Source organism: Bartonella sp. MU70NMGDW, assembly GCF_042194085.1.
GTDB classification, from domain to species: Bacteria; Pseudomonadota; Alphaproteobacteria; order Rhizobiales; family Rhizobiaceae; genus Bartonella; species Bartonella grahamii.
Window position 1 is genome coordinate 1 of record NZ_JBHIMK010000054.1, and the last position, 13,119, is coordinate 13,119.

A 13,119-nucleotide genomic window follows, 5' to 3' on the forward strand; every position below is an offset into this window, starting at 1 on the left:
AAAATCAAAAAAGTTTTATTTTTTAAAAAGGCTGTTCATTCGTATCTTATGACGTTTCTAGATGTGCTTTTCAGTTTCGATTTTACGCTTTAAATGTAATTTTAAAAGTGGCAAAGTGGCTTCGACTTCTTCCATATCATTGAGATTTTGAATGAGCTCTTGCAATTTCCCATAAAGCTCTGCTGCTAATTCTGCAACATCTTCAGGAGAAAGTGTTATTTTTGCATCATGATAGGTCGTATAAACCAAATGTCCAAGCTTTTTCATCAGCCCAACAGGAATCGCTTGTGGTTTAAAACCAGCTGCTTTCGCCTTTGCCATATCTGAAAACATCTCACCATTGCCCGTTACAAGCCAATCTAATGAAACACCACAAATTTCTTGATATTTGGAGAGCGCAGAGGCTGTAGGCTCACTTATACCAGTTTCATAAGTTCCTATAGAGCCAGCAGTGATACCAAGATGTTCAGCAAACTGCTTACGCTCTGTAAAACCAAGAGCGTGACGCACCTCACGAAAACGTTTTGCCAACTCAGTTTTAGGTTTTGCTTCCGGACGAGCCAAAAAAACACTCCCAAATCAATATAATTGTTGACTAAATAATTATATTGATTTATATCTATCATTACTGCTCCTTAAGAAGAGCAGTTATCACATACATAACCCCACAAAAATGGATGTTGTAGTATCCGTTTAAGCAGGAGCGAAATTTATGACAATCACACAAAAATGCAATCGCCGTGGTATTTTACTGAACTGCGCCCCTGTAATATAACTTTGGAAAAACTCAAGCCTATCAGAGGCTATTTTCCAGAGTCAAAAACATTTGGACACAGCCTAATGAAAAAGCTAAATGCGCCACTGCCAACTCTATCAGTTTGCACGCCAAGCAAATTCTTGCCAACTACTTTCTCAAAAGTCACAGTCATATTCTTTCAGAAGCAAAAAGCCCAACACAGGTTCTCTCACTCAACAGCCCAGTAAACCTGCTTAAACCTTTTTGCAAAAATCTATAAATACACTTCCCAAAGTTTTTACATTACAACATAAGGTAAAAAGTTTATCAATGTCTAAAAATCAATATAAAATAGGCAAAATAATTAGTATTCTACAAAAAATGAGATTATCACTCGTTATTAAAAAGTTAGACGTTTACAAACCATGTTTGCTTATTTTATATATTAATGGTGCTGATTTAGCTGTACTTGGCAATAGAGATTTCAGGGTGTTTGGTTTATCGTCAGAATGCTCCTCCTCTATGCATATTAAAAGCCTTTTGGCAATGTATTTTAAATGCTATAAGTTCTATAGTAAACACATTACCATCCATATTTACAATTGGGCGCTTCAAAATCTTGAAGTAATAAAGTCTTTAATAGACATTGGTTTAAAAGCGCGTATTTTGCAGAAAATTGACAAAACCATGAGGTTCATATACATGGCAATTCTAAGTGATAATAGTGGAGTGATACTTAAAAAAGCTGCACGGAAACCCGCAACGTTGAGGAATTAAGCATGACCTCTTTATGCGATAAAGAATTATCTGATACACTGGTTGGTCTTTATGACGACTATCAACGCGGTTTCGACATTGGAGAAGAGCTTAAACTGTGCGTGGATTTGGCGTTATCTCTTGAATTGGAACTCAGTATTCACCGTTTAAGTGAAACAGATGCCGTGTTAAAAAAAGAGATTGTGCAAACCTTGCATCGTCGTAGAAATACCCATTCCAATGAAGATGAAATTGATACAATTTTTCATATGGATTTTGAAAAACAAAAATAATGCAACACTCTCCCCGTATGATACGATATTACCTCATCGCTTTATTTTCTACTGCGCTTAAACAAAAAAACTTTCAAAAAGATTTAAAGTGTTGCGGTTTCATCTTCTTAACAACAGTGAGATGAATTAAAGAAACGCAGAAATTCTTGTGGGTCGTTATCAAAAAATAGAGAGTATTCTCTAGCATACATCAATGTATGCTTTATTCATTAAGCACCAATTTTTACATTTTCTCAACTCTCCTTTAAAAGCAAAATATGAAATGTGCAGCAGCGTAAATGTTTATAAAATAGCGTATATTGACCACTCTTAAACGTAATTTATTGTTTTTCATGTTTATAAAACAGCACTATGAATATTCCAACAAACGCAACAATGCTTTGAAAAAAATATATCGATTGAGGTGATATGCTACTGTTATCGCGTGCCATAATGAGATAGACTGCGAGGATCAAGCATCCAGAGATAGCATTAAAACTTGCCTGCAATCTTCCTTGGTATTCAGGATCACAAGAGAGTTGTGATAAAGAAATCGAAAGAGCCCAACTTGAAAGTCCAAATCCAATCATAAAGTAAACAGGAAAAGCAACAAAATTGTGTGTATTAACAGATAGAATAGCGAGACCAATAGCCATAAAAGCTAATAAAATGGCTAATGTTTTCTTTATGGATAAAACTTTACAAAGAAGTGGTGAAAAAAACGCACCTGTCAATACGCCCATAGAATAAAGCACCTCAAATATTGCAAAGGTCCTGCTATCCGCATGTAAAACCTCTTGTATATAAGGAACGACAATAACAGGAATAGTCATCAAAAGAGTCATAATAATCATCTGGCTTGTATAAGGTACAAAAAGAGCCGGATTCTGTTTAAAGTAATGAAGGGCTGCTGTATAATTTTCCCACCAATTTTGCTGGTTTTGATTTTTAGATCTTCGGTTTTTAGGTACCTTCATTGCAAAATTAAATAAACCAGCAATGATAAAGAATATACCACCTATTAGAAGAGTTCCTTTTGTTCCTGCATAGGACAGTATCAATCCACTTAAGCCCATACCTACGATAGTGCCAAGTTCATAAACCATATCGATGGTCGCATTTGCATTAATGAGCTGTTCTTTCAGCACAATACTTTGAATTAAAGAAATAGCTGATGGCATATAAAAAGGGATAAAAATACCCAAAAGAGCAGATAAGACCATCAATTCAATTTCTATACCAAAATGCCAAAGCATTACCCAGCCAACGATTACCAAACCTCTCACAAGATTTGAAATAATAATCTGCGTTTTACGATTATATTTATCTGCCAATATGCCAAAAATAGGCGCAAAAATAATGCCAGGCGTCCAAAGAAAAAGCATCATCAACGCTACACCACGGATTGAGCCCGTCTGATTGTAAGCGAGCCATGACAATGTAATATAATTTAGTCCACTTCCAAATGTAGCAAATAAGCCGCTCAAAGTAAAATAGAGAAAAGTTCTATTTTCAAATAAAGCAATGCGTTCCTTCAAATTTGAAGTGAACATAAATTATCCTCTAAAATAAATACCCGTCGATATGCATGATACATCCTGTTTAAAAACATGCATTCTTACAATTTTCATTTTAGATCATTAAATTTAAGAAAGCAAAATTCCTTTTGTGAGACTTTTAAAATCTTTGTGCTGTGGTATGATTAATTCTTCTATGAAAACAAAACATTTATACATATATGAAACAATTTACGGTATGGAAGCTTCACACACATCATTGTCCTTATTATTCCGTGCACTAAAATATGCTCGAGTATATCCCTCCATGTCGTTATTCTATCACCACACTTCGTCTCTAAAAGAATAAACATACTATTATTCTCACGATAAATATTGATAACTTTTCTACTCCCCTTCTCTAAATCTTTTAAAACAAACCCATTACAGTTAATTTTCCAATTAAAATATATAACGTGATATTTTTCCTGAGCAGTTAAATTATTGCAATCATATCTCTAAAGTTTCAGATTTAGAGTACGAATACATAAAGGAGGATCTATCGTGGATAAATTGATTAATAAATGATTTTATTCATAATCAAAAACAAACCTTATCTATATGATGTCGTATTTGATGATGAATTAAAGAAACAGAAGCAGTTCCATCAATTGTTATAAACCGCTCATCTATTTCTGATAAAACTTTGTATACTTTGTAAACTTTTTCAATAAAAGAGAGTTTTTCTTCGTATTTTAACTTTAAACCATCCCTTTTCTGCAACCGCTCCAGTATAGTAGTGGGCGGTAAATGAAGATAAAATGTAATATGAGGTCTTGGAATAGATTGATTTAATTTAACTACACTTTCAACAGAAAGCTCTCGAGCATAAAAATAAGCAAGACTAGAATAAACATATCGATCGCTAATTAATAAATTTTGCGATGACATTAAGGAAGGTTCAATAATTTCAAGCGTATGTTTGCGTCTATCTGTCGCTGATAAGAGTGCTAAAAGCAACGGATCAATTGCTTTTCCATTATCTAAGTAATCTCTAATTTCTGGATTATTTCTATACCAATAACTGGGTTGAAAAGTTTGTATTATATGTTTTTCTGTTGAGTAATGGCGAGCAATTTCTTTTGTTTGTGTTGTCTTTCCACTCCCATCAAATCCACATAAGACAATAAAAGAACCAGAAAATTTCTTTGGAGACCACATGGAATTATAAACTTTTTTATCAAGATACATTTTGTCTATATATTTTCCATAAGTTAAATTGTTTTATGTCTAAAATCTCTTAATGTTTAATAAGGTGTTTTTTACTCGTCTCTAAACAGAAACACACAATACTCCCGCATTTGTATAACTTATTAACTTTATGATAAATGGCGGTATATAGACTTAGTTTTAAGATGAGGTTATATGTTAGACAGCTTAAAATGAGATTAAGAATTTGTAAAAAATATATTTTTTGCTCACACTACATACCCTGCCATTTCTTAACGAATTCTAGTAGAGTTTCTGAGGATTACTCCTATAACGTCGTGTAAGCGTATAGAAATGAGTTCGATCTCAGTATATTATTGTCCCTTAAGAGCTGATACTAGATTGCACTACATAGGAATCTAATGAAATCAATCTTTTCTCAAACCACTGCCCACGCTATAAGAATTTGATATTCGATTCCGTCAAAAAGCAGCAGAGCAATTCTCGGAAAACATCGCTGAGATATTGAAATATATCTTGCAAAAGCTTTTAAATCAAATGTTTCACTATATTTTCAATATATTCATAAACTGAAATTAAGAATATTATAATAAGCCTTCAAACAACAACGTCAAAATCAGCCGTAACAAAGCCTCCTAAAACTGAACCAATAATACCTTTCTATGAAAAAGACTACCATGTAAAGACTTTAATACAACCGCATACCTTAGCGCTAATGCCATAAATGTTTCTGATAGATAACGAATTTTGTTGTCACAACAACATCTAACAACGGTCAATAACAAAACCTCAACCTTGAGTGTAAACAAAATCAACTTGAAAGCGCAAAATATATCTCTAGGACATAGTTCCTTATTGGCAAGCCACCTGCCAAGAGACGTAGTAAAAATACCAGCCTCCACCCTACTCATTCTCCTGAAAATAAGCTATCACTACCATAAACATCAGCGTTCAATTTTTCCCGATCAAAAAACTTGACATGCCCAGTAATACATTTATATGCCCATAGCTTGTAAACATGTGTACTGATTTATAATGCTGCGTGTTTTTAAGAGATTCCGAAATGGGGGGATGATGTGCACAAACAACTGATGTTTCGGTTTTATGGGCTTGTTGTCCTGCTCTATCTCTCTGATATGGTTTTATTTTTAAGTAATCTTTGGAATGCTTATCGCATAACATCCTCATCGGTTTTCTTGGGCGTAACCATGGCTTTGGGCACCCTTATGCCCTATTTTTTGAAAAAAAGCGGACTTGTGCGCATTAAAGCCTCACTGCGGTTGGTCGATTTATACAAAAGGCGGATCATTATCTATAGCCTTCTTTTATTGATTGCACTTTTCCATTATGCTGATTCCCCCTTTGGTTTTATCGCTGTCTCTATCTCTATCGGCTATCTCTCTTTGATTACCTTAAGCACACTCGAGACTTATAATACTAAACTAGCGCTTAGTGGTTATATTAGCGCCCAAAAGGCTTCCCGCATTATGCAAACAGTGGTGCAAATTGGCGCCTTTTTGGGAGCAGCATTGAGTGGTTATCTCTTAGAAGCAACCAGCCCAAGAGGGGTAGCGGCTGAAATTGGCTATAATGGTTTGATTGTGGCACTTTGTGTGTTTGACATCATTATAAGCCTTATAGCCGGATATATTATCTTTTGCGATGAATATAACGCTACAGATACCACAGCACCTGCAACCGATAAGAAGACAGCACCTACACCGCAAGCGGATGGACTCTCCCGTGAGCTTAAACTTTTATGCGTCTGCATAGGACTTATTGGCTTTCATATTTGCGCTTATAATACACTGGCAACCATTCTTTTTCAGAGTGTGAAAAATTTTGGCTCTGAATATTATGGGCTTTGCAGTGCGGTCGCGGGCATGGGCGCTTTTTTGGCTGCTTTTATCAAAATCCCTCGCTTTGAATTTATTCTCCCAGCCCTTATGTTGAGCGTGGCTGATCTTATTTTTAGCACCACACAATCGCCCTATTTGGCTGTGGTCTTTTGCTTTTTTATTGGCTTTTCAATGAATACCATGCGAATTAATGCCCGCAAACATACGATTGAAGCGACTAAAACAGAGGCTCAAGCAGAGCTGGTGGGAAGCTATAGCGGTATGCTTTATACTCTCTCCCAATCGGCAGGTTATGTTATCCTTGGTCTTCTTACAAGCTCTGCCCTTATGGGTCCTCAAGCAGCTGTTTATCTTCTCCCCCTTATAGGGCTAATAATCTTTATTTATGTTCTTTTCCTTTTATCGCAGCGGAACAAAGTATGAGAAAACCTATTCTTATTGTCGACCCTTTCTCCACAGGTGCCCTCTATGCCCCTGCTTTGCAAAAATTAGGCTATACTTGTTATGGTGTTGTCTCTCAACAAGCTCCTTTTTCACACTATATGCTTTCTTATCAGGGAGAGGGCATGGCAGAAGCGAAACTTCATAATGTAGATGAGATAAAGACACGCTTTCCTATCGGCGCGATAGAGGCCGTGGTGGCAGGCGCCGAGGTAAGTATTTATTGTGCAGATCAATTGGCGGCTTATTATGGTTGCCTTGGGAACAATCCCTCAACCACCGATTGGCGACGAAAAAAGGCAGCAATGCAAAAGCGCCTTTGTGAAAATGGTTTATCTTACATCCGATCAAAAATTCTTACAAAAGACAATTGTACTCTCGATGGTTTTGAAAGTCCCAGCGGCTATGTGGTAAAGCCGAATGATTCTGCTGGAAGCGATGGCGTTTTGTTTTTCTCCAGCTGTGAAGAAGTGGCGGCATGGTCCTCTAGAATCGACTGGACGCAAAAAAATATTTTTGGTGCACCTAACGAGACTTATTTACTCCAAGAAAGATTGGAGGGAGAGGAATACATCGTCGACGCCGTTGTAAATGGAGAGGCTATAAAGATATGTGCTTTATCGCGGTATAAAAAAGGTATTCATAATGAAAGTGCCTTTGTTTATGAATCGCTTGATGTACTTGATGCTCAAGATCCCTCTTATGCCCCTCTTATCTCTTATGCAAAACAATGCATTCGCGCGCTGGGGATTGAATATGGGCCCGCGCATATGGAAATCATGCAAACAGCTCGTGGTCCAGTGATGATCGAAGTAGGAGCCCGCCTCCACGGAGGAATTGCACCCACTTTATTCGCGCATTGCTATGAAGATGATTTACTTGAAAGCTCCGTTAACCTTATTGCAGGCGTGTTTTCGCAAACACCAAGTCGCTTTAAGAAAAAAGGGCGTATTATCTTTCTTATCAACGAGATCGACGGTCATATTATAAAAGATGTTAACGTATGGCAGCAAAAGCTTCATTCTTGGGAAAATGTGGTTCATTTTATGCTCTTTTTTAAAGAAAACGAGCCCCTACCCCTAACCATCGATTTAAATACCTGCCCAGCTATTATAGCAATTTGGGGACACAGTGATGATGAATTATCAGCTTTGGAGAGAATCATTCGTAGCAATTTCTTATAAAATACAACAATTGGGAGGAAAACATGGATTCAGCAACGCAAATAATTGAAAATATAGACAAATATTAAAAATGGAAGCAGATCGTTTTTAAAGAATTCGATGCAACCATGAATAACACAATTAGACCTTTTCCCTGTCTATTTGGTATAAATGGATACTCAAAAGATATGTACCACTAATTGATGGTTCGTTTAATACCTATGCCTCCTTTATCTATAAGTTTGAATGCAAATACCCTCCAATGTTCTATTTTGTGCTGTAAAATGCGGTTTTTGAAAAGTTTCTATGTTGATTTGTGGCAGAGTCCGTAAGCTTCATAGCCTTATTTTCCGCAGAATATAGGAGCGTATTATGGGAAGCAAGAGTAAAAGAATAAAATCCTGTATGAGAAAGAATCTATTAAAGAGCGTGCGGTTACCTATCTCTAATATCTCCAATAGTGAGATTTTCTGTAGCAATTGCATATATGCATCCTACATCTGCTGCAATTGATTTGTGCCTTGTATTGGCAGGTAGATGTATAATATCTCCTAGTGTACAGGTTATACGTTTTTCGCTATAGAAAAAATCTAACTCTCCCTCTATAATTTAAGAGAGTTTCATCGACTTGGTGAATATGCCAATCGTGTATTTTTTTTGGAAAATCTCTTTGTATCTCTATCGATCTTGCTCTGGCAGCATCATTTTGAATATATCATAGATATTTTTATTTAATTTAATTTTAGAAAATTTAGTCATTCTCGTGCTCCATTATATGATATGGGCAAGGTGGGGATTCAATATTATTATCTTGCAGAAAGTATTGCGTCCATTCTCTGTTTTGGGGTTCGCCATATTTTCCTAAAAAAGGAGATTTTGTTATAATATCAAAAGGTTCAAGTCTTTTTGTTACAGCGGAGAATGCATTTTTTGCTTTTTGTTCTGTATCGAGCAGATCAGAAAAAAACCACCTAGGCTGGAAAGTTAACATAAATGTAGAACTTCTCCTACTTATTCTGTTTATATGGGATGGGGTATTGCAAACTATAAACATAGGCTCCCCATGAAAGCAGAACTCCCATAGAGGATTGTCCATATTTTTTGGTATATGCTTAGGCCATTCTCGGTCATCAAGCATTCTCAAATCTTTAAGTATAGACCAGAATTTTTCTCTATAAACTTCGATACTTTGTACGGGGGCAGGTTCCTCGAATGCAACAAAAGATGTGTTCTTTCCAAAATTTTTATATTTATCGCAATAAGTTATCAGGTCTTCCATCATATTTTTTGCGGTCAACTTGTTGTAGCACCCAAATCTAAGCATATTAGTAAATGGAATTCGCTTTTTACAAAGCTGAAAACTATCTATATCAGTTAAGCTTTTTCCTAACAATAAATCGCTAAGAACGTTATTCTTTAGGAAAAAAAATGGATCAAGCTTAACCGGTTAAACAACAAGAAAATAATTTTGTTTACAGCTTTATTATCGAGCATTCACGGATGGATTCTGGTATTATCTCTATCTGGAACTCCCTACAAGCATGAAGCAGAAAAGCTATCAAGCATATTTAGTATACCTAATGACAACTGTTATTACCATGCGTGATGGCTCTAAAATGTAGATGGATTTGAACTTTTAAATAATTTTTTTAACTCTTGCATCACTTTATTTTCCTACTTCTTAAATAATATTCAATAACTTAAGTAAAATAAATATTTTGGTTTTGGTGTGTTTTTAATCTAAAGCATCTGAAGAGAATATATTAAAGAATTAAAATATTTACATGTCGAGATTGAAGCAGCCCTCTTTTACCAAAAGAAGAACTATTATAACATAGGTGAATTTAGCTATTAATCTTTTGTTGCAAACAAGTGGAAAAAAATACTGAATATAGAAAAAATTGCATAAGAACCTTTAACAAAAAGGATTAAAATTTATAGAGAGTTACAAGGTATAAAATAAAATTTGTTCTATCTGCGCTGCAATTTTTTCTGGTTAATTTATTCTACCGATATCATTAAGGCTTTCTTCTAATGACATTGTCTATCATTAGAGGGAGATATGTGATTGTTTTTCGAATTGTGACAGCACACAAATTTCGTGATTTATGTTGCCCATTAGAAAATGTTGGTTCGTTGAGTAAGTTAAAAAAATACATAGAATTCCGTATAATGAAGTGTGTATGTATAAAACTTCTCAGGATGATCGTGTTAATAGCAATGTTGAAGGGGTGCCTTTTTTGGAAAGATTGTACAGCAATTACGAGTATCTCTAGGAAGAAAAGCGCTGATTTTTAGAATAGAGAGAAACATTGATCATAACAGTTTATTAGGCTAAACGCAGAATATTTATCCTAATAATTGATAATCGAATTGTAACAGTATAGGTTTTTGATCATCATAAAGAAAAAGGTAGAGAGCATGTTTCTTTTAGTTAAGGAAGAGTGTTGCTCATTTTTCTTTCTAAAAGTAAGCAAATTCAAAGATAATTTTTTTGTTCTTATAGTGGTGATACAATAATTGTCGAAGTCCGTGAAGGGGAGATTCCGATACATTATTACAAAGTTTAATAAAAGCTGGAATACTTAAAAACTCTTTAGTTGCTATAATGATTTAAGAATACCAGATTAGGATACAGGGAATTCAAGAACTAAAAACTTTGTGATAATATTGATTTAGAATTACATCTTGTTCATTCAGACGAGATGAGCCAATTATTATATATCATAGAAACATATGGGTGGGGAATTTTAAAAAAGCTTATCCAGAATCTGACTTAAAGGTTATTGGAACTTTAGTAGTAAGATTGGCTTTGTCTCATGTTGCTCAAAAATAGCAAACACTCTTGTTTTGTCTAGACTAAATTTAGAAGATCTGCTCACTGACAGTTTTTATAATATTATGAGATGATAAAAATATTAATATTTTTTCTTGTCCCGTACATGAAGCGGATGCTATTTGTATTTGTTATCCGTTGCACCATTGTTCGAAATATATTTTAGATGGTTGTCATTTGAAATATGTCTTGGAAAATTATTTGGCAAGAGAGCGTACTTATATGTATTGGAAAGTAATTTCCTATTATTTGTCTCAATCTATGGGCGCAACGTTGCCAAGTATAGAATCCATACGGACAGATGACTTGCAAAAAATAAGTGCCTATAACGCATTTGAACTAAAATTTTGTGAGAAACTGGAATTTAGTACCGAACCATATTCGATAATGGAAAAAATCATAAAATGGCTTGAGTCTCTATTTAAGAGGGGGAAGGTTATTGCGTAATTCTGTTTTTCTTATGATTTTGATTGGTTGTTTGACGAGTTTTTGTGCTAGTGGTGTATTATCTATTGGCCTTTCTTTGTTACAATTCCAAGATACAACGGGAGAAGCATCTGCTACTTTAAATGTTGTTAATTTAATCGCAATTGGAATTGCTGGCTTATGTTTGGGGAATGTGTTGGCGCACTATCAAGGCTTTATAATTGGGTTTTATAGTCAAATTATTTGCGCTTGTTTATTATCGTTCTTATTATTTATGAACAATCCGGTACTTATTTTATTTGTATTTTTTTTACTTGCTCTCTTGATGGGGGCAGATAACCCAAATAACAATAGTGCCTTGAATCAGCTGGTTCCAGCTCCCAAACAAAAAGCTGGAATTTTTGCATTTTATACTAGTTGCTGTCAGTTTTTTGTTATTATATCCCCATTGCTTATATATTTTATAATTGCGCATTTGGGGCACAAAATAGCCATAGCCTTTATTGTATTGATTTATCTTTTGAATGCCAGCTTATGGTTTCGTATAAAGTCTATACAACAAATAAACAGAGTAGAAGAGCTATTAAAAAAGCCATCTCAAAAAGCTTATGGAGTTGGTTTTAGGTGCCTTTGGCGGATTTCTGCGTTGCGTTTTTTAACGATTAATCGTATTTTGAGCAATTTTCTCTATACGGGGCCTATTGTTCTATTGCCACTTGTTCTTGCATCTATAACATCAGATAATATAAAATTCACAGCTATTCAAAATTCTATTTTTGCTTTGTCAGCACTGGGTTTTGTAGTCAATGGTCTTATCTCATCCTATTATTTACGGAAATTTCCATCTTTAATTCGTTTTTTTGTATGGGGAACACCGGCTTTTGCAGTGATCGCAATCTCTTTTGTTTTATATTTAAATTTTACTCAATATTCCCTTTATATTATGGGTTTTTTATTAGGTATTGGGCAATTTTATTTTAGGGTATCGGGAATAACAATTGGACAAGCTATCACACCTAGTGAAAATTTAGCCGAGGTGATTTTGGCAGGCGATGCCAGTGTGCGCATCATAACGGCTTTATTCTCTATTGTGCTTTTATATGCAGAAAAATTTTTTTCATTTTCTATATTATATGTCCTGTGTATATTTATAGGTTTTTGCGCCCCTTTATTTATTGTACACGGACTATCTATTTACATACAAAGCTTAGAAATAAAAGAAAGCGCCGCATGAATGATCTTCAATTATTATATTACGTCAGCCTTTTTTTGATTATTGTATAGATAAAGATTTCGTACAAATATTCATGACATTAATTTTAAATGAGCACATTGCGTGAGAAAAGCTGAGGTGTTCGTTACCTCTCATGTGAATAAACGCATTTATCCCGTTACAAATAGAACTATGATCACCATTAATTCTGAAGCTTTATAAGAAGTTAGTGATAATGGCAAGAACCCTTTAATGATATTTGAAAAGATCGTTTATGCTAGATCAGGTTATCTAAAGATCGAGAGAAGGGTAACTTAGAAATCATAAAATTCATGGAAATTAAACAGCAATCTCTAGGTATACACAATGACAGACACAGATCAGCGCAAACTGGTCAATTGCAAACAATAAAAATCCTGCAAATGCTGAGCTTTTTAAGCTATGTCATATCAAGCATATGAAAGTTCGCTTTAAATTAATGGCGGAGAGAGAGGGATTCGAACCCTCGATATGGTTTCCCATATACACGCGTTCCAGGCGTGCGCCTTCAACCACTCGGCCACCTCTCCAGAAGTCTCGCACTATACCCAGAAAGAAATAACGTGCAAGCCTAAATTATACATTCAAAGTTCAAAAAACAAATTCATTTATTAAAGTAAGAGCTTATATCTGTTGAATAACAAGCACATCC

At 34.9% G+C, this 13,119-nt stretch carries 9 protein-coding genes and 1 tRNA gene; 5 read left to right on the forward strand and 5 right to left on the reverse strand.

What is annotated here, in order from left to right; genetic code table 11:
• Nucleotides 1-57: 57 nt before the first annotated feature.
• Nucleotides 58-564, reverse strand: a complete 507-nt coding sequence (locus ACFIKE_RS06170) for a helix-turn-helix domain-containing protein (RefSeq protein ID WP_375648668.1) — start codon at nt 562-564, stop codon at nt 58-60.
• Nucleotides 565-1,066: 502 nt separating this feature from the next.
• Here ACFIKE_RS06170 and ACFIKE_RS06175 point away from each other — a divergent pair.
• Together ACFIKE_RS06175 and ACFIKE_RS06180 are read left to right on the forward strand one after the other, a co-directional pair.
• A complete protein-coding gene (locus tag ACFIKE_RS06175; RefSeq protein WP_375648670.1) occupies nt 1,067-1,513 on the forward strand; it encodes a hypothetical protein in 447 nt (148 codons plus the stop codon).
• A gap of 2 nt (nt 1,514-1,515) precedes the next feature.
• Nucleotides 1,516-1,785 (forward strand): hypothetical protein, encoded by a 270-nt coding sequence (locus tag ACFIKE_RS06180; protein ID WP_012754562.1) that lies wholly within the window; start codon nt 1,516-1,518, stop codon nt 1,783-1,785.
• A 320-nt stretch (nt 1,786-2,105) separates the two neighbouring features.
• Here the strand turns inward: ACFIKE_RS06180 and ACFIKE_RS06185 are convergent, their stop codons facing one another.
• Together ACFIKE_RS06185 and tmk are read right to left on the reverse strand one after the other, a co-directional pair.
• The gene (locus ACFIKE_RS06185; protein WP_375648672.1) at nt 2,106-3,317 is read right to left on the reverse strand and encodes an MFS transporter; all 1,212 of its coding nucleotides are present in this window, start codon (nt 3,315-3,317) and stop codon (nt 2,106-2,108) included.
• Nucleotides 3,318-3,860: 543 nt separating this feature from the next.
• Complete coding sequence (gene tmk / locus ACFIKE_RS06190; RefSeq protein ID WP_375648674.1) at nt 3,861-4,511, reverse strand: dTMP kinase; 651 nt, start codon at nt 4,509-4,511, stop codon at nt 3,861-3,863.
• A gap of 1,070 nt (nt 4,512-5,581) precedes the next feature.
• Here tmk and ACFIKE_RS06195 point away from each other — a divergent pair.
• Together ACFIKE_RS06195 and ACFIKE_RS06200 are read left to right on the forward strand one after the other, a co-directional pair.
• Nucleotides 5,582-6,772: an MFS transporter gene (locus ACFIKE_RS06195; protein WP_375648680.1), complete on the forward strand. Its 1,191-nt coding sequence runs from the start codon at nt 5,582-5,584 to the stop codon at nt 6,770-6,772.
• Nucleotides 6,769-7,974, forward strand: a complete 1,206-nt coding sequence (locus tag ACFIKE_RS06200; protein ID WP_375648676.1) for an ATP-grasp domain-containing protein — start codon at nt 6,769-6,771, stop codon at nt 7,972-7,974. The genes ACFIKE_RS06195 and ACFIKE_RS06200 overlap by 4 nt, the downstream gene beginning before the upstream one ends.
• A 730-nt stretch (nt 7,975-8,704) precedes the next feature.
• Here the strand turns inward: ACFIKE_RS06200 and ACFIKE_RS06205 are convergent.
• A complete protein-coding gene (locus ACFIKE_RS06205; RefSeq protein ID WP_375648682.1) occupies nt 8,705-9,277 on the reverse strand; it encodes a YqcI/YcgG family protein in 573 nt (190 codons plus the stop codon).
• A gap of 1,951 nt (nt 9,278-11,228) precedes the next feature.
• Here ACFIKE_RS06205 and ACFIKE_RS06210 point away from each other — a divergent pair.
• Nucleotides 11,229-12,449, forward strand: a complete 1,221-nt coding sequence (locus tag ACFIKE_RS06210; protein ID WP_375648678.1) for an MFS transporter — start codon at nt 11,229-11,231, stop codon at nt 12,447-12,449.
• A 458-nt stretch (nt 12,450-12,907) separates the two neighbouring features.
• Here ACFIKE_RS06210 and ACFIKE_RS06215 read toward each other — a convergent pair.
• Nucleotides 12,908-12,997 (reverse strand) — tRNA-Ser (locus ACFIKE_RS06215).
• Nucleotides 12,998-13,119: the final 122 nt, after the last annotated feature.